The following is a 24,827-nucleotide window of genomic DNA, read 5'->3' as shown; positions in this document are numbered from 1 at the left end:
GCTTAGCCTACCGCTGCGCGGCTGCCGGCGGATCAGTAGCCCGGATTCTGGGGCAGTAGATTGGGATTGAGCATAATCTCGGTGATGGGCACGGGCAACAACGGTTTTTTATCGACGCCCAGCACGGTTTTGGCCCGGCCCGTTCGGAGCAGGTCATACCAGCGGTGCCCTTCGAAGCACAATTCCACGAAGCGTTCCTGCTCAATGGCCAGCAAAACCGCATCGCTGGCGGTGGCCGTCGTATTGGGCAGCCCGGCCCGGTTTCGGATGCGGTTCACCAGCGCCACGGCTTCGGCGGTTTTGCCCAGTTGGGCCAGGGCTTCGGCCTGCATCAGCATCACGTCGGCCAGCCGCAGGAACAGGTAGTTGCTGTCGCCAAAGCGGGCGTTGCCGACCACCGTTCCCGGGTATTTGGCCACCGTCGGCAGGTTCGGAAACTGGTCGGTTTGCGGATTGCTCAGAAAAAAGCTGGCGGCTTTCCGCACGTCGCCCGGTTCGAAAGCGTCCACCAGTTTAGGCGACGGAATCAGCGTCTGGTTGCCACCGGTCTGAACCTTGCTGCTGCGGGGCAGGAAGTAGGCCGACAACCCGTTGGTTTCCTGATTGGCGTTGCTGTACTGCAATTCAAAAATGGATTCGGTCGTGTTTTTCGTCGTAAACAGCGTACCGTAATTGGCTCCCGACACCAGCGAATAGGTCGGATTGGCGAGCACTTTGGCGGCATAATCGGCGGCCAGTTGCCACTCGTTGGTCTGGTTGTACGAACTCCGCCACAGATAGACTTTGCTCAACAGCGCCTGCGCGGCTCCCTGCGTGGCCCGGCCCCGGGTTTCGACGGCCGACGCATACGAAACCGGCAGCATTTTCTCCGCTTCCGTCAAATCGCTGATGATCTGATCCTGGATCTTGTCGGCGGGCGTGCGGGGCAATTGCAAATCCTTGTCGAGCGAATTGGTGGGTTCGAGCACGAGCGGCACCGCACCCCACAGCCGGACCAGAAAGAAGTAGTTGAACGCCCGCAGAAAATACGCTTCGCCCATGATCCGGTTTTTAACGCTGGTGATGGACGGACTCTGGATGGTGGGCACCTGCGCCAGCACGTTGTTCACCCGGTTGATGCCTACGTAAAAGCTGCCCCAGGTCGCAAAACCGCTGCTGTTGCTGATGTTATCGTTCTGAAAGTCCAGCACACCCGGATCGGTCACGCCGATGGTTTCAACGGGCACTTTGAGGTTGTCGGCGCGGGCATCACCCCAGACCACCCGGCGCGTGTCGTCGCCCTGCAGGGCGTCGTAGGCGGCAAGGATGGCGGCTTCGGCATCGGCGGCATTCTGGAAAAAGGAGCCCGAGGTCAGGGCGCTGGGCGGCACCTGATCGAGCACGCCGGAACAACCGCCCGCCAGACTCAGCAAGCCGGTGGTCACTAGGGGATAGAGGAATTTTTTCATGGTCGAGGGTTGGTTAAAAGCCCAGATTGACGCCAAATGTGAAGGTGCGAACCTGCGGGTAGGTGCCCAGGTCGATGCCCTGCAGCAGGGGCAGGCTGTTGCGGAAGTTTACTTCGGGGTCTAAGCCGAGGTAGTTCGTGAACGTGAACAGGTTCTGGCCGGAAACGTACACCCGCAGGCTTTCGGCTTTGATGCGTTTCAGCAGGGCCGAGGGGACGCTGTAGCCCAGGGTAGCGGTTTTGATGCGCAGGTACGAACCGTCCTCAATCCAGCGGCTGGACGGTACGCCGTTGCGGGCGATGGTGCTGGGTGTGCCGCGCGGCACGTCCGTGATGTCGCCCTGTTTCCGCCAGCTCCGCAGCACTTCGGTGGTGGCCGCGTTGTACACGAAACTGCGGTTGGATGCCTGCCGGGTCTGGTTGTAAATGTCGTTGCCGTACGACCACTGCATGAAAACCGACAAATCAAAGCCTCTGAACGAGAAGCTGTTGGTCAGTCCGCCGGTGAATTTCGGGTTGGCGTTACCGATGATGGTGCGGTCGTCGGCGTTGATCACCCCGTCGCCGTTCAGGTCCACGTAAATCATGTCGCCGGCTTCGTAGAGCGGCCCGGTTTTGCTGCCGTCGCGCAGGTTGGCGGCTTTGGCTTCCTCCGAAGTCGCGTAGACCCGACCCGTATAAACCAGGCCGTAGAAGATGCCGATCGGTTCGCCCACGCGCCCGATGCCGACGGGCCGTTCGCTGAAATAAACCGCATCGGCGCTGGCCTGAATAATGTCGGCGTTGTTGTTGGAGAGCGTGACGATCTTGTTCCGGTTGAACGACAGGTTGAAATTCGTGCTCCATTTAAAACCGCCTGCCGATCCGGTGAAATTCTGGCTGAAGATGCTGAATTCCAGTCCTTTGTTTTGCGTATTGCCCACGTTTTGCAGCGCCGAACTGAAACCGGAGGTCGTGGGTAAATTCACCGACAGCAGCAGATCGTTCGTCTTTTTCAGGTAGGCGTCGGCGGTGAACGCGATGCGGTCGTTCAGAAATGAAACGTCAATCCCGATGTCCGACTGCGTGGTCGATTCCCAGCTCAGCGACGGATTCGGCACCGCCGACAGGGCAATTCCGGACTTGCCGATGTAATTGCGCCCGGTGCTGTACAGGCCCTGCGCCCCGTAATCGCTGATGGACTGGTTGCCCACCACGCCGATGCTGGCCCGCACCTTCAGATCGTTGATGAAAGGCAGTCCCTGCATGAATGGTTCCTGCGAAAGCCGCCAGCCCGCCGAAACCGAGGGGAACAAACCGTATTGATTATCAGCCCCGAAGCGCGACGACCCGTCCCGGCGCAGGGTGGCCGCCAGCAAGTATTTATCGTTGTAGCTGTAGTTCACGCGGGCATAATACGACACCAGTCCCCAGGCCGATTTGCTGCTGGACGCGCCCGTGGCGGTGGCGGCTGCGTTCAGGGTCGGAATGTTGTCGGTGGCGCCCTGATTGGCCGCTGCCGACAGGTTGAACGAGCGCGTTTCCTGCACGCTGTAGCCCACCAGCCCCGATAGGTTGTGCTGCCCGAACGCCCGGTTGTAGTTCAGCGTGTTCTCACTGATCCAGCTAAAACCGTCGCCGTAGGAAGCCGTTGCGGGCCGGGCGGCCCCGCCCTGAATGGTGCTGGGGATGAAATTTTCGTCGCGGGTGCCCGAATAATCGATGTTCAGCGTGGTGCGGAACGTCAGGTTTTTCAGGATTTCATAGTCGGCGTAAACGTTGCCGAGCAGCCGGTTCACGACCGCAAACGAAACGCTCTGCGTCGCCAGCGCGACCGGATTCGGGCGCTGAATCTGATCGACGAATGTATACGAACCGTCGCGGTTGTAAACGGGCGAGAAAGGCAGCATCCGGAGCGCATTGGTCAACACCGCATTGTTGTCGTCGCCCTCCGGAACGCGGTCGCGCTTGGCGGTGGATACCAGAATATTTGCACCGGTTTTGAAGCGCGACGACGCCTGGTGGTCGATGCTGAACCGCCCGCGGTAGGTTCGGTAGCCGGAACTGATGACCACGCCTTTCTGATCGTAGAGCCCCAGACTGGCCGCGTAAGTGGTTTTGTCGTTGCCGCCCCGCAGTGAGAGTTCGTAGTTGGAAACCGGGGCGGTGCGGAACAGTTCGTTTTGCCAGTTCGTATCGTAAACCGGCGCGTTGCCGTTGAACAGCGTATCCAGCCCCAGCCGGACTTCGGCCACGCCCGCGTTTTGCACCGCGTTCAGGATGTAATCGCGTTCCTGCGCGGCATTCAGCATCGGAATCTGTTTGCGGACTTCCGCAAAACCGGTGTACGCATTGAAGTTGACGGACGTTTTGCCCGCCTTGCCGCGCTTGGTCGTGATGATGATGACGCCGTTGGCCCCGCGCGCGCCGTAGATGGCCGAAGCCGAGGCATCTTTCAGCACTTCCATCGACTGAATGTCGTTGGGATTCACCACGTTGATGTTGCCCGTAATGGGCACGCCGTCAACGATGTACAACGGGCTGTTTCCGGCGTTCAGGGACGTGATGCCGCGTACTTTGACGGTAGAGCCACCGCCCGGCGAACCGCTGTTCTGCACAATTTCGACCCCGGCCACCCGGCCCTGCAAGGCTTCGACGGGACCCGCCACGGGCAGGTTTTCGAGGTCTTTGCCTTTTACCGACGCCACCGAACCGGTCAGGTCCCGGCGCTGCTGCGTGCCGTAGCCAACCACCACGATTTCGCCCAGGGCTTTGGTGTCGGCTTTCAGCGTCACGTTGATCGTGCTGCGGTTGCCAACGGGCATTTCCTGTTTTTCATAGCCCACGGAACTGAACACCAGTACGGCTTTTTCGTCGGGAACGCTCAGGCTGTACTGACCCGATTCGTTGGTGGTGGTACCGAGCGTGGTGCCTTTCACGGCAATGGTAACCCCCGGCAGCGTTTCGCCGGTTTCGGAAGCAACCGTTCCCTTAATCAGCAGCGCACGGGGGTTGGCGGTGGAGAAAGCCGGTTTTCGGGCCAGCAACGGGTGCCGGACGGCGGATGAGAGCAGGAGCGCAACAAGCAACCACCTTGCCGTTTTTAAAGGTATTTTCATTGTAGTAACCGGGTTGGAATAGTGCAAATTTTTGGAATTCTTGGTTCGGGTTTGGGGGACTCGGTCCTTTACGGACCAGTTGCCCATCCGTCCGTTTTAATTGAATTATTTCCGAATTTAAGTGAAGGAATCGCAGACTGCGAAATCAAAACGCCATTCGCGAGACCGGTTTTCCGAAAAAACGTTACCGGAAACGTTGCCGAAAACGAAAAGAAAGAAACCCGTGCGTTAAAACCGTTCCGAGAAGGAACGACAGGGGCTCTGCATCGGAAACTACGAAAAGTGAAACCGGGTCTGTCCTGAAAGTAGCCGTACCGGGGAAGAGCGGCCCGGAGAAAAACCGGTAAAACCGGGCGGGGTAAGCTCCCGGTGGTTATCTTTAAAAAGTGAAGAATTCCTGAACCGTATGCGAAGTAAACAACCCACCATCTGGGATATCGCCATCAAACTGAACGTGTCCATTTCGACCGTTTCGCGGGCGTTGCGGAATGCACCGGACATTAATCCGGAAACCAAAAAAGCCGTGCTCGATCTGGCCCACGCGCTGGACTACCAACCCAATACGATTGCCACCAGTTTGCGGAAAAACAAAACCGACATCATCGGTGTGCTGGTGCCGGAGTTTGTGCACGCCTATTTCCCCAGCGTGATTCTGGGTGTGCAGGAAGTGGCGAATGCCGCCGGGTACAAGGTCATGATCGGCCAGTCAAACGAGTCACTGGAAATCGAAAAGCACAATTTGCAGGCCATGCTGTCGAGCCGGGTCGATGGACTGATCATGGCCATTACGCGGGAAACTACCGAATATGAGCACATTCTGGCGGCCCAGCGCAAGGGTCTGCCAGTGGTGTTTTTCAACCGGATTGTCGATGAGTTGCCCGGTTCCAAAGTGCTGGTGGATGATTATCGGGGGGCGTTTCGGGCGGTCGAACACCTGATCCGGACGGGCTGCCGCCGGATTGCGCACCTGGCCGGTCCCGAAAACCTGACGATGAGCCGAAACCGCCTGAACGGCTACATCGACGCCTTGAAAGCCCACCGGTTTCCGATCGACGAAACCATCATCATGCATTCGGATTTTGTGGAAGGCAAAGCCCGGTTTTACACCCAGCAACTGCTGGACCTGCCCGCCCGGCCCGATGCGGTTTTTGCCGTCAACGACCCGACGGCCATCGAAGCGCTGGTGTGCATTCAGGAGAATGGCCTGGCGATTCCGGGCGATATGTCGCTGGTTGGTTTTTCCAACGCGCCCCACAGTGCTTTTGTGACGCCCCCGATGACGGCGGTGGTGCAGCCGACCAACGAAATTGGTCGCGTGGCCGCCCGCTTGTTGTTCCGGCAAATTGCCGAAGGAGCCGCTTTTGTGCCCGAAACGCAAACGCTGGATACCGCGCTGGTGATTCGCAAATCGACGCATCCGGTTTTAAAAACCGCATAACCACGCATCCATGAACAGGTTGATCCGAAATGAGCGGTTTCTGAAAAAAGTGTTGTGGCTGGATGCGCTTCTGGGCGGTTCAACGGGCCTGATCGGCTTGCTCTTTGCTTCATCCCTGACCCGTTTTTTAGGGTTTTCGACGTCCCTGATTCTGGGCATTTCCAGCATCACATTCGGCTATGCAGTGGTCGCTTTTGTGCTGGTGCGGCAAAAACCAACGTCCGTTCGGTTGCTTACGGTTCTGGTCGGTGCCAACTGGACGTGGGCGGTCATCAGCGTGGTGCTGTTTTTCCTGCATTGGACCTGGGCAACCTCCTGGGGCGTTTTGTTTCTGGCGCTGCAACCCCTGGTGGTGGGTGGCCTGGCCTTTGTGGAAGGCAATCAGATTGAAAAAGCAAACCGGTGAAGGTTTCCCGGGGATTTGCGGTCGATGCGCTAGTAAAATACCGGTTTGAGCCGCTTTTATGCCCAGGACATTCCTGAACCATGCGCAAAACCGTTCCCCTTTTCCTGCTGGCCGGACTCTGGCTGCTGGCCGCTGAATCCAGTGCTCAAACGCTGTACGTGGCGCCTTCCGGTCATGACAAAAATCCCGGTACGCTGCAAAAACCGCTGGCCACCCTGGCGGGGGCCCGAAACCGCGCCCGGCTGTTGCGGCAGCAGAAACCGCCCGTGAAACCCCTCGAAATTGTGGTTCGGAAAGGCGAGTACCTGCTCAATGAACCGTTACTGCTGACGCCCGAGGATTCGGGTTCGGAAACCGCCCCGCTGGTGTTCAGGGGCGAAGCGGGCAGCAGGCCGGTTTTTTACGGCGGAATGCGCCTGAGCGGTTTTGTCAAAGTGTCGGACAGGCTCTGGAAAACCGAGGTGCCGGAAGTCCGTCGGTATGGCTGGCTGTTCGAGCAGTTGTATGTCAACGGGCAGCGGGCCACGCGCGCCAAGACGCCCAACGACGGTTTTTTTCAGCCGAAAGCCATCACCGAAACGGTTTTGAACAAAGGAACCGGGCGGGCGTCCGATTTTGCCGCGCAGAAAATCACGGTGCCGCTGGAAAGTTTATCCGGTTTTGACAACCTGACCGAAGCGGAGGTGAACCGCACGGTGGTAACCTTTTACCATAACTGGGACAACACCCGCAAACCCGTTCTTTCGATCAGCCCGGCGGACACGGCCCTCTACATTACGGGCGAGGGCATGAAGCCCTGGAATCCGATTTCGAAGCATTCTTTATTTGTACTTGAAAACCTGAAAACCGCCTTGGATGCACCGGGTGAATGGTTTCTGGAACCGACCGGCACGCTGTATTACTCTCCCCGCCCCGGCGAAACCATCGACAAGCTGACTTGTTTTGCGCCCGTCAATGAGAAATTTGTGATCGTCAAAGGGGACGAAAAAAACGGGAAGCGGGTGAAAAACATCCGGTTTGAAAACCTGTCGTTTCAGGTGGCGGGGTACCAAATGTCACCGTTTGGGGTAGAACCCGTACAGGCCGCGGCTCCGGTCGAAGCGGGCATTCAACTGGATTTTGCGGACCGGGTCAGCCTGGTCGACTGCGAAATTGCGCATACGGGCGGCAACGCCGTCTGGTTCCGACGCGCCTGCGCCAACGGGCGGGTGGAGCGCTGTTACCTGCACGACCTGGGTGCGGGCGGGGTCAAAATTGGCGAAACCGTCATCCGGCCCGATTCGTCGGAACTGACGCACCACATCACGGTCGATAACAACATTCTGCGGTCGGGCGGCCACGTTTTCCCCTGTGCTGTGGCGCTGGTGATTTTCCACGGTCGCGATAACGCCCTGACACACAATGAAGTGGCCGATTTCCGGTATTCCGGCGTGTCGGTCGGCTGGGTGTGGGGCTACGCTTTCAGTCCGTCGAAACGAAACCAGGTCGAATACAACCACATCCACCATCTGGGCTGGGGCGTTTTGAGCGACATGGGCGGGGTTTATACGCTCGGTGTGTCGGAAGGGACTGTGGTGTCGAACAACGTCATTCACCACATTTACGCCTTCGATTACGGCGGCTGGGGCTTGTATACCGATGAGGGTTCGACGGACATTGTGATGGAAAACAACCTGGTGTATGCCTGCAAAAGCTCCGGTTTTCACCAGCATTACGGCAAAGACAACATCATCCGCAACAACATTTTTGCCGACAACCTCAAGGCGCAGTTGCAGGGCACCCGCGCCGAGCCGCACCGCTCGTTTTCGTTCACCAACAACATCGTGTACTTCACCAGGGGCACCCTGCTGAGCAGCAACTGGAACAAGTTCAATCTGGCGTCCGACCAGAATTGTTACTGGGATCAACGCTCAAAAAAAGACCTGAAATTCGGAAAACTGGCCGTGCAGGAATGGCAACAGGAGGGCAAGGACCAGCATTCGATTGTGGCGGATCCGGGTTTTGTCAATCCGGAAGGCTACGATTTTCGCTTGCAGAATACCGAGGTGGTGCAACGGATTGGCTTCAAACCGTTTGATTACAGCCAGGCGGGGGTGTATGGATCGGCGGCCTGGAAAAACAAAGCCCGGTTGGACTCGGAAGTGGCGCAGGAATTTGACGAGATGGTGGCCCGGCACGAGAAAAAACCGTAGTCGATTTCCGGCATACCGAACCGCAGGCTATCGCAGCGCCTTCCCGAGAGACGTCAGCCCTTTGCTCCTGTGTGCGGCTACGGTTTTCGGGGTGATCAGGAGTTCCTGGGCAGTCAGCTGGTATTTCAAACCGGTTCATTATGAACATTTTCTGGTTCTGGGGCGACATCCGGCAGATGACCTCCTCGAGTATGAAACCAGTGCCCATTCCGGCATGAAGCAAAATCCGGGCTCTCAATTGGCCATTTCATCATAGGCTGGTGGTGTAAAAAGGGTGTTCTACGGAGTAAAAAACCGTCGGAATGACCTTTTTTGTCCAGATCCCTTTGTGTATGCGTTTCATTTTCGTTGTTATTTTTTCGATTGCGCTGACCGGCCTGTCCGGTTTTGTTCAGGCGCAGACCGATAGCTTGTCCGAAAACCGGGCGTTTCTGGGGCGGAATGGGTTGCCCAATTTCTTCGGGAAGCTGCAAAAGGGCGGGCCGGTTTCCATCGCGTATTTTGGGGGCAGCATTACGGAAGCCGGCAACGGCTGGCGGGAACAATCGCTCCGGTGGTTTCAGCAGCAATACCCGAAAGCCAGCCTGACGCACATCAACGCGGCCATCGGCGGAACCGGCTCCGATCTGGGGGTTTTCCGGTTGCAGCAACACGTGCTGGTGCACAAACCGGATCTGGTATTCGTCGAATTTGCCGTCAACGATAGCGGGCAGCAGCCGGAAAAGATTCACAAGGCGATGGAAGGGATTGTCCGGCAAATCTGGCGGAAAAACCGGCGCACCGACATCTGCTTTGTCTACACGCTGAACGCTCCGATGGCCCCGGTTATGCTGGAACGCCGGATGCCCAATTCCGTGCGGGCGATGGAACAGATTGCCGGTCACTACGGCATTCCGTCGGTGCATATGGGCCTGGAAGTGATTCGGTTGGATCGGCAGGGAAAGCTGGTTTGGGGAGGTAAAAAAGAGGAGCATCCGGATAAGACGGTTTTTGCCCCCGATAAAACGCACCCGTATTCCGATACCGGCCACCGGCTGTATACGGAAGCCCTGACCACAGCAATGCCGCAAATCGCCACCGCCGGAAAGCCCGGTGCACATGCCGTTCCGAAGCCGTTTGTGTCGGACAATTGGGAGAATGCGCAGATGATTTCCGTTCAAACGTTACCCCGACAGGGCGACTGGCAGGTGCTAACGCCCACCACCGATACCGTGGCCCGGCAGTTGAAAAACCGCTTTCCGTACCTGATTAAATCAAACCAGCCGGGCGCGTCGATTCAGGTGAAATTCAAAGGCACCGTCGCGGGCCTTTACGACGTCATCGGCCCGGGATGCGGGCAGTATGCCGTGACGATCGACGGCCAGCCGGGTGCGTTGCAGCCCCGGTTTGACAGCTTCGCAACCTACTACCGTTCGCATTATTTCTTCCTGCCAACGCTGGACGACCGGACGCACACCATTACCCTGACGGTTTCGCCCGAACCGCTGGACAAAGCCGCCATCCTCCAGAAACGCAACCAGACGATCACGGACCCGCGCCGGTATGCCGAAAATGCCGGCTATGCCAGCCAGCTCCTGGTCATCGGGAAATTGGAAAAATAGTCTCCATTTTTTCCACTATCTCCGGCAACCCCGGGCGGGTTGACTGGGGTGCGGGGCATCCTGGGATGCGAGGTTGGACGCCTTGCTACTGGGGCGAGTTCCCCGGCCTGCTTCCCCGCACGGCGTACGGTTATTCACAGTCAAGCCTTGCAGGTTTGGGGCAGGAGGGGCGCTCCGATGAAGGCTGAAATGGGAAATTGCCGTCATGGTTAAAACCGGACCACTGTTTGACCTTTGAGCTATTTTTAACCCTTTCCGTAGGCTTAAATTGTAGCAATTTGCCAATAGCATTGTGCTTTTTAGCGGAATGCGCATGATAAATCCGCAGGCTTTTCTAACTTTCGACTTTACTAACTCCATCAACAAACCAATGAGAAGACGGGATTTTATCCAACTCTCTGGCCTGGGAATGGGCGCTCTGATGGGCAGTTCGATCCCGGTTTTAGGCAACTCCGTTCCGCTAGCCCAACTTCTGGAGACCCGTGCCGATGCCGCCCTGAAGAAAACGCTGGCCGACGTTGGCCTGAATGCGGCCAAAAGTAAAGGCGCGACCTACGCCGATGTACGGATCGGGCGGTATTTGCAGCAGTTTCTGTTTACGCGGGAATTGAAGGTGCAGAACATCACCAACGCGGAGTCGTACGGCGTGGGCATTCGGGTGATTGCCAACGGTACCTGGGGCTTTTCGGCCACCAGCGACGTACGGCCCGAAGCCATTGCCAAATGCGCCGAAACCGCCGTGGCCATCGCCAAAGCCAACGCCAAAATCCAGAAAGAACCCGTCGATCTGGCTCCGCAAAAGGGAGTTGGCGAGGTGAGCTGGAAAACGCCCCTGAAGAAAAATGCCTTTGAGGTGCCGGTGCAGGAAAAAATCGATTTGTTGTTAAAGGTAAACGATGCCGCGCTGAAAAACGGAGCCGGTTTTGTAACGTCCAACCTGTTCTTTATCAACGAACAAAAGTACTTTGCTTCCACGGATGGCTCGTACATCGATCAGGACATTCACCGCATCTGGCCGACGTTTACGGTAACCGCCGTGGATCGCCAGGCCGGAAAGTTCAAAACCCGCGATGCGCTCAGCTCACCGATGGGCATGGGCTACGAATACCTGGACGGCTCGGCGACGGATAAAATCGCCGGTCCGAACGGCCTGATCAGCTACCGGAATTCCTACGACATGGTGGAGGATGCCACCGTCGCGGCCCAACAGGCGAAGGAAAAGCTAACGGCCAGGTCGATTCCGCCCGGGAAATACGACCTGGTGCTGGACCCCAATCACCTCGGGCTGACCATTCACGAATCGGTCGGACACGCCACAGAACTGGATCGTGTACTGGGCTACGAAGCCAATTATGCCGGCACCAGTTTTGCCACGCTGGACAAGTGGAAAACCAAAACCTTCAACTACGGCAGCAAGCTCGTCAACATTGTGGCCGATAAAACGCAGCCCTATACGCTCGGAACCGTGGGCTACGACGACGAAGGCGTTCCGGCGAAGGAATGGAATTTAATTAAAGACGGTATTCTGGTGAATTATCAGGCCATCCGCGATCAGGTTAAAATACTGGGCGGCACCGAATCGAACGGCTGTTGCTACGCCGACAACTGGGATTCGATCCAGTTTCAGCGGATGCCGAACGTGTCGCTCAAACCGAGCACCGAAAAACGTTCGGTGTCCGACATGATCAAGGGCGTGGACAAAGGCATCTACATTCTGGGGCGGGGTTCGTATTCGATTGATCAGCAGCGGTACAACTTCCAGTTCGGCGGGCAGGTATTTTACGAAATCAAAAATGGGCAGCTTGCCGGTATGCTCGACGACGTGGCGTACCAGTCGAACACGCAGGAGTTCTGGAATTCCTGCGCGCAGCTTTGCGACAAAGACGATTACCGGACATTTGGTTCGTTCTTCGACGGCAAAGGACAACCTTCGCAGATCAGCGCCGTCTCGCACGGGTGCCCCACCACGCGCTTCAACGGCGTCAATGTCATCAATACCGGTCGGAAGATTTGACATCGGTCTGCGGTTTTCAGTTTTCGGAAGTTGACGCGAGAAGATGCAGGAGTCAGCTAACCGTAAACCCCAAACCGTAAACCGTAAACTTTAAAGATAATGGCGATCCTAACGAAAGAAGAAGCAAAAAAAATACTGGATAAAGTGCTGGGGTATTCCAAGGCGGACGAAACGAGCGTGAGTCTGAGCGGAAACCGGACCGGTAACATCCGCTATGCCCGCAATACCGTCTCGACGAGTGGCGAAACCGACAACCTGGCGCTGGCGGTCACCGCCGTGTTTGGCAAAAAAGTAGGCTCGGCGACCATCAACGAATTTGACGATCAATCGCTGGAAAAAACCGTCCGGCGGGCGGAGGAGATTGCCCGGTTGGCCCCCGAAAACCCGGAGTACGTGCCAATGCTCGGGCCGCAGAAATACATTGAAACCGCGTCCTACGCCGGGAGTACGGCCAAAATCAATCCGGAATTTCGCGCACAGGCGGCTTTTGACAGCATTGAACCGTGCAGCAAAAAGAACCTGACGGCTGCCGGTTACATGGAAGATACCACCGGTTTTTCGGCCATTGCAAACAACAAAGGCTTGTTTGGGTACAATCCGTTTACATCCGTCGATTTTTCGGTAACCACCCGAACGGCCGATGGCACCGGATCGGGTTACGCAGCCCGGGATGTGAACGATGTGTCGAAACTGAGTACGAAAGAAGCGACGGAAATCGCCATGCAGAAGGCGCTGGCTTCGGTCAACGCCAAAGCCCTGGAACCGGGGAAATACACGGTGATTCTGGAGCCAACGGCAGCCGGTGACCTCATTGGCCTGATGATGAATAGCCTGGACGCCCGGAATGCCGAAGAAGGCCGGAGTTTTCTGAGCCGCAAAGGGGGCGGAACGCGGCTGGGCGAGAAGTTCTTTGACGAACGCATCACGATTTATTCCGATCCGGCGAATGTCGAAATTCCGGGTTCGCCTTTTGTGGGCGGGGGTGGTGGCCGGTTTGGCGGTGGGGGAGTCGATGGACGACCGCAGGAAAAAACGCTGTGGGTCGAAAACGGCATCATCAAAAACATGAGCTACTCCCGGTATTGGGCGCAAAAAGCGGGCGTCAAAGCGGTGCCGCCCTCCAGCGGGTTCATCATGCAGGGCGGAAATCAGTCGCTGATCGATTTAATTAAAAGTACCCAAAAAGGCATTCTGGTAACCCGGTTTTGGTACATCCGCGCCGTCGATCCGCAAACGCTGCTGTATACCGGCCTGACCCGCGACGGCACGTTTCTGATTGAAAACGGGAAGATCAAGCATCCGGTCAAAAATTTCCGGTTCAACGAAAGTCCGGTGATTATGCTCAACAATGTGGAGGCTTTGGGCAAACCCGTGCGGGCGGGTGGCGTTCTGATTCCGCCGATGAAGATCCGCGATTTTACGTTCAGTTCGCTGTCGGATGCGGTGTAAATAACTGATCGGCCTGTATCATTAAATATCCTCCAGATTGGGGGAAGGTGAGCGGACACTTATTTCGCATTTTTATCGACCATCGAAAACCGGCTAATCGATTGTATCTTAGGCAAGCCAAAAGACATGAATTGCTTTTCTGGCCGAATCGTTACAGAAAACGGTTTCGGATTTCGTTTCCTTTTTACCGTATCACTTTATTAACAGACAGACTTTGAACCGTCGAGATTTTATTCAACTAAGCGGCTTGGGGGCCGGCGCCTTGCTTTTACCCGGTGGCTCGGTTTTCGGTCGTTCCGTCGCGCCGGAAGCGTTGCTGGAACCCGGTGTGGACGTGGCCGTCAAAAAACGGCTGGCCGACGCGGCTCTGAATGCCGCCAAATCCAAAGGGGCCACCTATACCGACGTTCGGATTGGCCGGTATTTGCAGCAGTTTGTAACCACCCGCGAAGACAAGGTGCAGAACATTGTCAACACCGAGTCCTACGGCGTGGGCGTGCGGGTCATTGCCGATGGCTGCTGGGGATTTGCGTCGGTGGTGGACGCCAAAAATGAAGCCCAAACGGCCAAAGCGGCCGAAGAAGCCGTCGCCATTGCCAAAGCCAACGCCCGCTTGCTGAAACAACCCGTGCAACTGGCTCCGCAAAAGGGCTTTGGGGAAGTAAGCTGGAAAGCGCCCATCAAAAAAAACGCGTTTGAAGTTCCGATCAAGGAAAAAGTGGATCTGCTGCTGTCGGCCAACGACGCGGCCCTGAAAAACGGCGCCAATTACGTCAACTCGGTGTTATTCATGGTCAACGAACAGAAGTATTTCGCTTCCACGGATGGTTCGTACATCGACCAGGATATTCACCGGATTTGGCCCACGTTTCAGGTGACGGCGATTGATCCGAAAACCGGCAAGTTTGAAACCCGGGGCGAATTAAGCGCGCCAATGGGCATGGGATACGATTACTTACAGACCAATCCCGGCGACAAAATAACCGGCATTACCACCCGCTACAACAAGGGCTACGACATGCTGGAAGACATCACGGCGGCTGCCAAACAGGCCAAACAAAAGCTGACGGCCAAGTCGGTCGAAGCCGGAAAATACGACCTGGTGCTGGACCCGTCGCACCTCTGGCTAACGATCCACGAGTCGGTGGGTCACCCGCTCGAACTGGACCGCGTGCTGGGCTACGAAGCCAATTTTGCCGGAACGTCCTTCGCCACGCTGGACAAGTGGAAAACCAAAACCTTTAATTACGGCAGCAAACCGGTCAATCTTTTTGCCGACAAAACGCAGGTTGGTTCGCTGGGCGCCGTGGGGTGGGACGATGAGGGCGTGGCCTGTAAAAAATGGGATCTGGTGAAGGATGGTACGCTGGTGAATTACCAGGCCATTCGCGATCAGGTGCACATCCTCGGCGAAAATGAATCGCAGGGCTGTTGCTACGCCGATAGCTGGGGCACCGTGCAGTTTCAGCGCATGGCGAACGTCTCGCTGGCGGCCGGTAAAACGCCGTTGTCGGTAGAAGAGATGATCAAAGACGTCAAAAAGGGCATTTACATCATCGGCGACGGTTCGTTCTCGATTGATCAGCAACGCTACAACTTTCAGTTTGGCGGGCAGTTGTTCTACGAAATCAAGGACGGGAAGATTGCGGGTATGCTGAAAGATGTGGCCTATCAGTCGAACACGCAGGAATTCTGGAACTCCTGCGTGCAGATTTGCGACGAGAAAGATTACCGTCTGGGCGGTTCGTTCTTTGATGGCAAGGGCCAGCCGATGCAGGTCAGCGCAGTGTCGCACGGCAGCTCCACCGCCCGTTTCAACGGTGTGAATGTGATTAATACAGCAAGAAAAATCTAGTTTACAGGATACGGTTTTGGGTCTAGGGTTGGCTGGCGCCCGATTTTAATGCGTTAGCTGAGAATGCGTCAGCTAGCCGTAGCGACGGCCCGGCGAAAACCGTAAACCCAAAACCGTGAACCGAAAACCGTACTAATATGGCAGTTCTATTGTCCGAAGCAGACGCTAAAGCCTTGCTTCAGAAAGTGCTCAAGTATTCAAAAGCCGACGAGTGCGAGGTGAATCTGTCGGGCGGAGAGCGGGGCAATATCCGCTACGCCCGCAATGAAGTTTCGACGAGTGGCGCCATGACGAACCAGAATTTGCAGGTTCAGTCGTCGTTTGGCAAAAAAGTGGGCGTTGCGACCATCGACGAATTCGACGACGCTTCGCTGGAAAAAGTAGTTCGCCGGTCGGAAGAACTGGCGCAACTGGCGCCCGAAAACCCGGAATATATGGGCGTGCTGGAACCGCAGCAATACCTGAAATCAACCGGTTTTTTTGAAGCAACGGCGAAAATTACGCCCGCGGCCCGGGCCGAAGCCGTCGCCAAAAGCCTGGAAACATCCGGTAATCAGAAGCTGACGGCGGCCGGTTTTTTGGAAGACAACCGGGGCTATTCGGCCATGATGAATTCCAAAGGCCTGTTTGCCTATTACCCCAGTACCAATGTAAACTTTTCGCTGACTGTCCGGACCGACGACGGCACCGGGTCGGGCTACGTGATTCGCGGTTTCAGCGATTTTTCGAAACTGGACACGGCTGCGGCTTCCAAAATTGCGGTTCAGAAATGCCAGGGTTCGGTGGGCGCCAGGGCGCTCGAACCGGGAAAATACACGGTGATTCTGGAACCGACGGCGGCTGCGGTTTTGCTCGAAAACATCTTTTTCAGCATGGACGCCCGCAGCGCCGACGAAGGCCGGTCGTTTCTGAGTAAACCGGGTGGTAAAACCAAGCTGGGCGAAAAGATTGTCGACGAGCGGGTGACGATTTACTCGGATCCCACCAATCCCGATTTACCGGCCGCTCCGTGGTCGGGTGATGGCCGGGCGCAGGAAAAAGTCAACTGGATTGAAAAAGGCGTGGTCAAAAACATGGCTTATTCCCGGTTTTGGGCGCAGAAGAAGGGCGTCAAAGCCGTGCCTTTTCCAAACAACGTCATCATGGCGGGCGGAACAGCCTCGCTTGAGGACATGATCAAAAGCACCCAGCGCGGGATTCTGGTGACCAAACTCTGGTACATTCGCTCGGTTGATCCGCAGACGCTGCTGCTCACCGGCCTGACCCGCGACGGTACGTTTTACATTGAAAACGGCAAAATCAAGCACCCGGTTAAGAACTTCCGCTTCAACGAAAGCCCGGTGATCATGCTCAACAACCTGGAATCCCTGGGTAAACCGGAGCGGGTGGTCAGCACCGAATCGGACGCCAACTACCTGATCCCACCCATGAAAATCCGGGAATTTACGTTCAGCTCGCTTTCGGACGCGGTGTAAAGAGCGTATTTCGCGGAGTTGAGCGGAGTTTTAGGGAGTAAAGCAGAGCCTCTGCTGACCTCTGATTCGCTCTGCTTAACTCCGCGAAACAACTTTTTAACTTCATCATCGCATTTTGAAACCATTCTTTTTCACGCGCATCCAGTATACCTCCGGCGATTGGGATACGGACCAGCGAATGCCCTCCAATCTGCTGCATTCACTGGTTGAGTACACCACCATTCCGGTCGATGAAAAGGAAAAAGTGGTGCAACTGACGAGCAACGAAATCTTTAAAAGCCCGTTTTGCTACCTGAGCGGCCACAAACTGGTTGAGTTTTCGGCGCAGGAGCGGGACCATTTCAGGCGCTACGTGCAGAATGGCGGTTTTGTGTTCGTGGACGATTGCAACCACGACATCGACGGTCTGTTTGCCAAGTCGTTCGAGCAGGAAATGGTCCGGACGTTTAGCCCGAAAGCGTTGCGGAAAATTCCGAATACGCACCCGATTTACCACAGCTTTTTTACCTTTGACGAAGGCCCGCCCACCACAACCTTCGAACTGAACGGCTGGGGCGATGACCTGGTCCACGATTACCTCAAAGCCATCTCGATCAACGGACGCATCGGCGTTCTCTACAGCAATAAGGATTACGGTTGCGAATGGGATTACGACTTTCGCAACAAACGCTTTCTGGCCGAAGATAACACCAAATTCGGGGTCAATATTGTTACCTACGCATTAACCGCCTGACGATTGGAAACCAACGAACTGACGCACTATAAAACACTCGTAGCCAAGCTTCCGCGCCTGAAGAAAGAGATTGGGAAAGTGATTGTCGGACAGCACAAAGCCATTGATGAAATTTTGATTGCCCTGCTGGCGGGCGGGCATTGCCTGCTGGAAGGGGTGCCGGGGCTGGCCAAAACGCTGATGGTGAAGACCATGGCCGATGCGCTGGAAATGAACTTCAAACGGATTCAGTTTACACCGGATTTGATGCCGGGCGATATTGTCGGTACGGAAATTCTGGAAGAAGATCACCAGACGGGCCGGAAATTTTTCAAGTTCAACCGGGGGCCGATCTTTGCCAACGTGGTGCTGGCCGACGAAATCAACCGGACTCCGCCTAAAACCCAGGCCGCTTTGCTGGAAGCCATGCAGGAATACAAGGTGACGTATGCCGGCACCGACTACGAACTGCCCCGGCCTTTTCTGATCATTGCCACGCAAAATCCCATTGAGCAGGCCGGAACCTATCCGTTGCCGGAAGCGCAGCTCGACCGGTTTTTGCTGTTCATCAGGCTCAGCTACCCGACTGAGCAGGAAGAACTCAACGTGCTGAAAAGCACGACGGGAACCGCCCGTCCGGAATTGAAAACCGTTCTGAGCGATCAGGAAATCACGGATTTGCAGACCCTGACGCGGCAGGTGCACATCAGCGACGAACTGATCGGGTCCATCAATAAACTGGTTCGCGCGACGCGACCCGAAAGTAGCTCGTCGGCGTTTGTAAAACAGTGGTGCGATTGGGGCGCGGGCCCCCGGGCCGGGCAGGCGCTGGTGCTGTGTTCCAAAGCCCGGGCGGTTTTGCACGAGCGGTTTTCGGTGATTCCGGAAGATATTCAGACGCTGGCGTATCCGATCCTGCGCCACCGCATCGCCCTGAATTTCCGCGCCGAAGCCGAAAACGTGACAACGGATCAGGTAATTGGTGAATTATTGAAAAAATAGCGGTTGCACGGAGTGTGAAAGAGTTAGACGAACATTATTATAAGAACTCCGCTTAACTCTTTTTCACTCCGCTGAACTCCGCGAAACAATGCTTCTCTATGCTAGCCACGGATCTCATCAAACTCAACAACCTGCAACTCGCCGGGAAACTGGTGAGTGAGGAGGTCTTGCTGGGAATCCACGCCAGTAAACGGTCGGGCATGGGGACCGAGTTCGAGCAATACCGGCATTACGAATCCGGCGACGATCCCCGGCGCATTGACTGGAAACTGTTTGCCCGGACGGAGAAACATCTGGTGCGCGAATCGGCGACGGAAAGCAACCTGCAAGTCCGGTTTTTGCTGGATTTATCCGGCTCCATGAACTACAGCGAACAGAGCGTGAGCCGGTTGGATTACGCAAAAATCCTCCTGGCCTCACTGGCTTATCTGGGGTACCGGCAGAACGATCAGATGAGTTTGTATGGCTTGCAAAAGGGTTATTTGCAGACTTTGGTTCTGTCTGGTAAACAGGTTTTTCAACGGATCTTGTTTGCCCTGCAAAAAGCCGAAGCCGCCGGACCGTGGTTGCCAACCCAGGCGCGGTTTCCCGAGTTTCACCAGAGACAAAAAGAGCTCTTGATCATGGTTTCCGACTTCCTGCAAGTGGAAGACGAATGGCTGACTCTTATTAAAAGTGTTGCCAGCCCGCGCCGGGAAATCGTCATTTTTCAAGTGCTGGGAGAGCAGGAATTGAATTTTAACCTGAGCGGTTTTTACCGTTTTAAAGACCTGGAAACGGGTAAAGATAGGGAAGTCCGGGCCGAAGCAATTCAGGAAACATTTCGTCAATCGGTTGCGGACTACCTTAAAAAACTGGAGGATGAATTACGGCTTCCGCACGTACATTTAATTCGGGTATCGCTCAGCGAACCGGTTGCCGGAGTCCTGAAGAATTTTCTGACCAGAAGACGCGTATAATGGAGTTGTTGCAACCATCCATGCTGTGGGGAATCGGGGCGGTAATCATCCCGGTGATCATTCATTTCTGGCATCAGAAAAAGGGCCAGGAATGGGCGTGGGCGGCCATGCGCTGGTTGCAGGAGAACGATCAGCAGCTACAGCGGGGCATCCGGCTCGACAATTTGCTGGTCTTGATTCTGCGGTGTCTGCTGGTGATTTTACTCGCGGTTTTGCTGAGTCAGCTGCGGATCAAAGAGTTGTCAGGATCGTCCAAGGTGCAGAAAATTCACTTGGTTCAGCCGGATCAATTTGTTGCTGATAATTTCCGGTTTGAACTGACCGAAGCGCTGAAGAAAGGCGAAGCGGTTTACTGGATTAAGGCCGTGCCGGAACCACTTAATAATCTGGTTCAACGGGCCAGTCAGAAACAATTTAATTCGGTTTTATTGCAAGCGTCAATCAACGCCTTTTTAAATAAAAATACCGAGCTTCACCTGTATTTACTGAACGATCAACGCTTAGCCGAGGCACCGTTTATTCGCGTTCCGGCTACGTATCAATTGCACACCATCGTTGATTCAATCCGCCGGGAACCAGGAAAGTATATCGCAGTTTCAGAAGCGAAAAACGTATTCATTGATCCTTCGAATAAGCTGGTGAATCGGCCTGTGGTCGTGTCTGATAAAGGGCTCCAGCCGGTTCCGGTTCATTCGGGTCGTATAAAAGCCTGGGTTACCTTTCGAGATAAGGCGGAGCAGCAGACGGTTTTAGCCGCTCTCCGTGCATTTTCGGAAGTGTATGCGCTCGATTTGGAAATTCGTACCGACGGAAAACCCACTCAGCGCGTTGATTGGATTTTAACGGATGGGGAAATAGACAAACGGTTTCCGCAAACCCTCTACGTTATTACGCAAAAGTTGCAGGTACCGACGACTGGCAATGTAATTTATGCGGGCGATAAATTTAGTATTCAGACGACCGAAATGGCCCGGACCGGGCAACTACCGGAATGGTTGGGAGAGCTTTTTGTTCGGCATTTTAATCTTAAATCAGGCTCATTTCCGCTGAGCCCGGAAGAGCTTAAAACCGTGTTTATAACCACCGCCCAGCCCGAGTCGAAGCCGTCGGAACCAAGCCGGAAAGGATTGCTGCTGGCGTTTGTTTTAGTGATTGGTGCAGAACGCTGGATGGCATTGAAGAGAAACGCATGAACGAACTGAAGCGCACTTTATCGGTCATTCGATACCAGTTGGTTGCCAACGCCCTGCTGAAGAGTTTGTTGCTGGCAATTGCACTTGGTTTTGGCGCACGAATCGCCGGTTTTTCGCTGCCGATAGCGGTTTTTTCGGGCTTGCTTGGCTTCGGTTTGGGAGCCTGGCTATCCCGGCTTTTTGACAACAAAAAACAGCAGGCGATTGCTATTTTTCACCGCACGGTTGGTGACGCTGAATACAGTTTACCCCTACTGGATAAAACGGAATTAAACATTGCCGAACAGCTTCAGGTCGCCCGGTTAAACGAACGCATTCAAGTCGTTCCGATGCCGGCGAAACAAGTTATTTCGCTTGTCTTTTCAAAAACCGGCTTATACAGTTTACCAATCTTGTTTTTAGGGCTGATTTATTACGGGTATCCCCGGCTGCAACCGATCCCGAATGATCCGAAAAAACGTGCCCACTCCCTTCCCGCGATGGGTGAAAATAACCAACCCGTTGCCCCGGTTTTTCAGTCAGCCTCGTTGCAGGTAAAACCGCCGGCTTATACGGATTTGCCGACAAAAGAAGGACCGGATCTGAACGCAGTGGCCGTCAGTGGGTCCCAGTTAAAATGGCGGGTGAAGTTCAGTGAACACAAGCAGCTGGCGGTTTTTTTGGTCAATAGTCGGGGAGAGGAACTGGCTTTTACTAAAACAGGCGGTTTTTTTGAGCGCCAGGACCGGCTGGTTAGCTCCGGTGTTTATGCGGTGAAAGCGTACTGGAAATGGTCAACCGGCAAAGATTCGCTGGTTTACCAGTCTGACTTTTATCGCCTGGAAGCGCAGGCCGATCTGGCCCCGAAAATCCAGCCGGATTCTAAAGAAGTATACCGGTTCCATTTTCTGAAAGATGATAAAAACTTGCGGATTTCGGCCCGGATATCGGACGATTTTAAAGTACAGCAGACGTTTATCGTCGCCACCCTAGCGCGTGGTTCGGGCGAGAATGTAAAGTTTCGTGAGCTGAAGTTTCCGTTGCCGCAAACCAACTTCAAAGATGCGCGGCTGAGCAAAATCATTGATTTGAAAGCCCTCCATTTTGCACCCGGCGACGAGCTTTATTATTACTGGGCCGCTATTGATAACAAAAAACCGGAAGCCAATTTTGCGAAGTCAGACACGTATTTTGTCGTCTACAAAGATACGGCCCGGGTAGAAGAAGCCGAGCTGGCGACGATGGCGGTCAATATTATGCCGGAGTATTTCCGGAGTCAGCGGCAGATTATTATCGATACCGAAAAGCTGATTGCCAGACGGAAAAAATTACCGGCAAAAGCGTTTAAAAGCACGTCCAACGAAATTGGCTTTGACCAGAAAGTGCTGCGGTTGCGGTATGGTCAGTACCTGGGCGAAGAGTTTGAAAATTCGATTGGCGGGCATGATTTAGCGCCGGACGGAAATGTGCTGGAAGGTTTTATTCACAAGCACGATACGGAAGCGGAAAAGGATGCCCCGAAATCGTTTGCGTTCAAGATGATTGAAAAAGCGGAGGAATCGCAAAAAAAGGAAGTTCCCGCTCCCGATCCGCACGGACACGATCACGAAACAAAGGCTTCGGCGAACGAAAATAAAGATCCGGTTGCGGCTTTAATGGAGCAGTATATTCACGCGCACGACGACGGGGAAGCCAACACTTTTTACGAACAATCGACGCGCAGTTTGTTGAAAATGGCGCTGGAGCAAATGTGGCAATCCGAGCTTCATCTGCGGTTATACGAACCGGAAAAAGCCCTGCCTTTTGAAAATAAAGCCTTGATTTATTTGAAAGCCGCGCAGCACAAAGCGCGGACGTTTGTGAAGAAAAGCGGCTATGATCCGCCACCCATCAAAGAGAAGGAAACCCGGCTGACCGGTGAGTTGAAAAAGGTCAATACTGCTTTTAAACAAACGCGAATAGATGACTCGTTTCAGCGGGAAGAGGCCGTGGGTAAGGTGCTGGGTTTTCTCGAATTAAAAACCTTAGATTCCCGCCAGCGAATTGTTGTTCAAACCCTTGGTTCATCGCTCACCAACGAAATTATCAATAGTCGATTAGCCAACTGGTCGGTCATTACGGGTTTGCAGAAACTAGGGTCGGGGAAGGCCCTTTCCCCAAAAGAAAAACAGGAGTTAAAAACAAAATTATACGCGCTGACCGAAGCGGCATCCCGCAATAACCGGCAACTCAAAACCGGGTCGTATGCCAGTGAACGAAAACTGGAGCAATCCTATTGGCGTCATTTAAAATGAGTGGATTTGATCGCATTACGCTTTCTTTTAATTCGTCCGAACTGCTTGACTGGATCATCGCGGTCGTGTTAGCGATACTCCTGCTGATCCAGATTTGGCTGGTTGTTAAAAATCAGGCCTTGACGGCACAAAGAAAAGGGGTTCGGCTGGGTTTAAATAGTCTGCTATGGCTGATTCTGGTCGGTTATTTTCTGGAAATAAGCTGGGTTCGGAAGGGTGATAATCAATCCCTTATCCTGGCGGACTCCAGTGTGCCGGATGCGTACGTAAACCGCCTGCAAGACAGTCTGAAAATAGCGGAAACCGCCCGGGTGAGCGATTTTAAAACACCGGTTTTTCGCACCCAACTGGCCGACGGAACCGTGGACGCCGTGACGCTGGTGGGCTCTGACTTTACGCCGGATATGCTGGGACAGTTGAGTCGGCAAACGTTGAGCTGGATTCCGTATGCGCCGGAGGGCCAGCTCCAGCAGCTTCGGTGGCAGGGAATTATCCGCCAGGGGGAGTTACAAACGATCAGTGGTCGCATCCAATTAGGCGAGAAACAGGTGATTAAGGCTCGCTTTGGCAATCAGACCCTGGATAGCCTGGAGCTGCCGGTCGGACCGAACACCTTTCGGCTTGAGTTTCCGGTTTTTTCGCAGGGCCGAACGGCCGTCGAGCTAGTGCTGAACCAAAAACCGCTGGATACCATTCGCTTTTTTGCCCGGAAACCGGCGCCGATTTCCTATCAATTTATTCTGGATAGCCCAGATTTTGAAAGTAAAACGCTGGCCGACTGGCTGGGAAAAAAAGGGTATTCGGTGGAGTTGCTTTCAACGATCGCCAAAGACATCCGGAATCAGGTGAACATCAACCGGGCAAAGGCACCGGATGTGCTCATTACCAGTCCGGAAAATGCCGCGAATCCGCTGGTTAAAAAAGCCATTACGCAGGGAAAGCCGGTTTTGTTCATGAACGTTCAGGAGCCGGAACTGGTGGCAAAAGCCATTAATCAGGCGGTGGGGACGACCTGGAGCGTGAAGAAAATTTCCAACGAAGCCACGGTTTCGCTCGGAACCGGTATTCAGGGGCTGCCGTACCAGTTCAGGGACGCGGGCAATCAGTTTCGGGTCAAAGGGTATCCGGTTGCCGTTCAGAAAACGACCGCCAAGATCGGGTTGAGTCTGGTGAGCGAAACGTTTCCGTTGAAACTGGGCGGAGACAGCCTGGGGTATGACCGGGTCTGGACGTCTATTCTCTCTCAGTTACAGCCGGTTTTTAACGACAACATCCACCTGGACGCCCCGGTTTTTCCGGGAATCCGATCCGCCATCCGGTTCAACAACCTGTCTTCCAGGCCCGTTGCGGTTCGGATTGGGAAAGAAAGCGTCAACCTGACGTATTCGGCCATCAACGGTTTGTCGGCGGAGGCAACCTACGCGTTCGGCCGGGCCGGCTGGCAGCCGTTTCAGGATTCGCTGGCCCTTTACGTCAGTGATCAGCAGGCGGGTTACGGAAACCAGTTAATCAGCAGGTACCTGCGCGCCCGTTCGGTAACCGGGACAAAAACCGGGGCGCAACCCGCCCAGCCCGCCAAAATTCCGGACTGGATCTGGCTGCTGCTCATCCTGGGTAGTTTGACCGCGCTTTGGGTCGAGCCTAAATTTAGCATTTGACCTGTTGTAAAATTCCAGTAGCTTTGCAACAATTTTGGTCTTAAATCGTACGTAT

Annotated in this window: 16 protein-coding genes and 1 pseudogene; 15 read left to right on the top strand and 2 right to left on the bottom strand. The window is 54.8% G+C overall.

The features are described from left to right. Positions 1-32 precede the first annotated feature (32 nt). Entirely contained in the window at positions 33-1,448 is a 1,416-nt protein-coding gene (locus tag ACYVHX_RS01285; RefSeq protein WP_460669781.1) for a RagB/SusD family nutrient uptake outer membrane protein, read from the bottom strand. A gap of 13 nt (positions 1,449-1,461) precedes the next feature. Continuing rightward, on the bottom strand, positions 1,462-4,545 hold the full coding sequence (locus tag ACYVHX_RS01280; RefSeq protein ID WP_460669780.1) for a SusC/RagA family TonB-linked outer membrane protein: 3,084 nt from the start codon (positions 4,543-4,545) through the stop codon (positions 1,462-1,464). Positions 4,546-4,951: 406 nt separating this feature from the next. Between ACYVHX_RS01280 and ACYVHX_RS01275 the strand changes: the two genes are divergently transcribed. The 15 genes and pseudogenes from ACYVHX_RS01275 to ACYVHX_RS01205 all read left to right on the top strand — a co-directional run bounded on the left by ACYVHX_RS01275 (position 4,952) and on the right by ACYVHX_RS01205 (position 24,772). Further along, positions 4,952-5,983, top strand: coding sequence for a LacI family DNA-binding transcriptional regulator (locus ACYVHX_RS01275; protein WP_460669779.1), 1,032 nt, complete (start codon positions 4,952-4,954; stop codon positions 5,981-5,983). A 10-nt stretch (positions 5,984-5,993) separates the two neighbouring features. Then, the gene (locus ACYVHX_RS01270; RefSeq protein ID WP_460669778.1) at positions 5,994-6,389 is read left to right on the top strand and encodes a hypothetical protein; all 396 of its coding nucleotides are present in this window, start codon (positions 5,994-5,996) and stop codon (positions 6,387-6,389) included. Positions 6,390-6,469: 80 nt separating this feature from the next. Continuing rightward, on the top strand, positions 6,470-8,581 hold the full coding sequence (locus ACYVHX_RS01265; RefSeq protein ID WP_460669777.1) for a right-handed parallel beta-helix repeat-containing protein: 2,112 nt from the start codon (positions 6,470-6,472) through the stop codon (positions 8,579-8,581). A gap of 332 nt (positions 8,582-8,913) precedes the next feature. Then, a complete protein-coding gene (locus ACYVHX_RS01260) occupies positions 8,914-10,182 on the top strand; it encodes an SGNH/GDSL hydrolase family protein (RefSeq protein WP_460669776.1) in 1,269 nt (422 codons plus the stop codon). A 370-nt stretch (positions 10,183-10,552) separates the two neighbouring features. After that, positions 10,553-12,196, top strand: coding sequence for a TldD/PmbA family protein (locus tag ACYVHX_RS01255; RefSeq protein WP_460669775.1), 1,644 nt, complete (start codon positions 10,553-10,555; stop codon positions 12,194-12,196). Positions 12,197-12,295: 99 nt separating this feature from the next. Continuing rightward, positions 12,296-13,645: a TldD/PmbA family protein gene (locus ACYVHX_RS01250; RefSeq protein ID WP_460669774.1), complete on the top strand. Its 1,350-nt coding sequence runs from the start codon at positions 12,296-12,298 to the stop codon at positions 13,643-13,645. 214 nt (positions 13,646-13,859) lie between these two features. Next, on the top strand, positions 13,860-15,500 hold the full coding sequence (locus tag ACYVHX_RS01245) for a TldD/PmbA family protein (RefSeq protein WP_460669773.1): 1,641 nt from the start codon (positions 13,860-13,862) through the stop codon (positions 15,498-15,500). Positions 15,501-15,637: 137 nt separating this feature from the next. Further along, complete coding sequence (locus ACYVHX_RS01240) at positions 15,638-16,975, top strand: TldD/PmbA family protein (RefSeq protein ID WP_460669772.1); 1,338 nt, start codon at positions 15,638-15,640, stop codon at positions 16,973-16,975. Positions 16,976-17,090: 115 nt separating this feature from the next. Next, complete coding sequence (locus tag ACYVHX_RS01235) at positions 17,091-17,708, top strand: DUF4159 domain-containing protein (RefSeq protein ID WP_460669771.1); 618 nt, start codon at positions 17,091-17,093, stop codon at positions 17,706-17,708. 3 nt (positions 17,709-17,711) lie between these two features. Then, positions 17,712-18,689, top strand: coding sequence for an AAA family ATPase (locus ACYVHX_RS01230; RefSeq protein WP_460669770.1), 978 nt, complete (start codon positions 17,712-17,714; stop codon positions 18,687-18,689). Between the two features lie 98 nt (positions 18,690-18,787). After that, entirely contained in the window at positions 18,788-19,648 is an 861-nt protein-coding gene (locus tag ACYVHX_RS01225; RefSeq protein ID WP_460669769.1) for a DUF58 domain-containing protein, read from the top strand. After that, a pseudogene (locus ACYVHX_RS01220) lies at positions 19,648-19,860 on the top strand (BatA domain-containing protein); the annotation flags it as partial. The gene ACYVHX_RS01225 and the pseudogene ACYVHX_RS01220, both read left to right, overlap by 1 nt. 45 nt (positions 19,861-19,905) lie before the next feature. Next, positions 19,906-20,841 (top strand): BatA domain-containing protein, encoded by a 936-nt coding sequence (locus tag ACYVHX_RS01215; protein WP_460670421.1) that lies wholly within the window; start codon positions 19,906-19,908, stop codon positions 20,839-20,841. Continuing rightward, positions 20,838-23,114: a hypothetical protein gene (locus ACYVHX_RS01210; protein ID WP_460669768.1), complete on the top strand. Its 2,277-nt coding sequence runs from the start codon at positions 20,838-20,840 to the stop codon at positions 23,112-23,114. The genes ACYVHX_RS01215 and ACYVHX_RS01210 overlap by 4 nt, the downstream gene beginning before the upstream one ends. After that, on the top strand, positions 23,111-24,772 hold the full coding sequence (locus ACYVHX_RS01205; protein ID WP_460669767.1) for a hypothetical protein: 1,662 nt from the start codon (positions 23,111-23,113) through the stop codon (positions 24,770-24,772). The genes ACYVHX_RS01210 and ACYVHX_RS01205 overlap by 4 nt, the downstream gene beginning before the upstream one ends. The last annotated feature ends 55 nt before the right edge of the window (positions 24,773-24,827 follow it).

The sequence above is a fragment of the Larkinella ripae genome (assembly GCF_054780775.1).
Note: the sequence above shows the minus strand (reverse complement) of the source record. Positions and strands in the feature narration are given on the sequence as shown.

Excerpts from the sequence above, each read along its gene's own strand:
- ACYVHX_RS01210 (WP_460669768.1), top strand. The coding sequence starts at position 20,838 with ATGAACGAACTGAAGCGCACTTTATCGGTCATTCGATACCAGTTGGTT.
- ACYVHX_RS01280 (WP_460669780.1), bottom strand. The coding sequence starts at position 4,545 with ATGAAAATACCTTTAAAAACGGCAAGGTGGTTGCTTGTTGCGCTCCTG.
- ACYVHX_RS01205 (WP_460669767.1), top strand. The coding sequence starts at position 23,111 with ATGAGTGGATTTGATCGCATTACGCTTTCTTTTAATTCGTCCGAACTG.
- ACYVHX_RS01265 (WP_460669777.1), top strand. The coding sequence starts at position 6,470 with ATGCGCAAAACCGTTCCCCTTTTCCTGCTGGCCGGACTCTGGCTGCTG.
- ACYVHX_RS01240 (WP_460669772.1), top strand. The coding sequence starts at position 15,638 with ATGGCAGTTCTATTGTCCGAAGCAGACGCTAAAGCCTTGCTTCAGAAA.
- ACYVHX_RS01285 (WP_460669781.1), bottom strand. The coding sequence starts at position 1,448 with ATGAAAAAATTCCTCTATCCCCTAGTGACCACCGGCTTGCTGAGTCTG.
- ACYVHX_RS01260 (WP_460669776.1), top strand. The coding sequence starts at position 8,914 with ATGCGTTTCATTTTCGTTGTTATTTTTTCGATTGCGCTGACCGGCCTG.
- ACYVHX_RS01225 (WP_460669769.1), top strand. The coding sequence starts at position 18,788 with ATGCTAGCCACGGATCTCATCAAACTCAACAACCTGCAACTCGCCGGG.
- ACYVHX_RS01250 (WP_460669774.1), top strand. The coding sequence starts at position 12,296 with ATGGCGATCCTAACGAAAGAAGAAGCAAAAAAAATACTGGATAAAGTG.
- ACYVHX_RS01275 (WP_460669779.1), top strand. The coding sequence starts at position 4,952 with ATGCGAAGTAAACAACCCACCATCTGGGATATCGCCATCAAACTGAAC.
- ACYVHX_RS01270 (WP_460669778.1), top strand. The coding sequence starts at position 5,994 with ATGAACAGGTTGATCCGAAATGAGCGGTTTCTGAAAAAAGTGTTGTGG.
- ACYVHX_RS01255 (WP_460669775.1), top strand. The coding sequence starts at position 10,553 with ATGAGAAGACGGGATTTTATCCAACTCTCTGGCCTGGGAATGGGCGCT.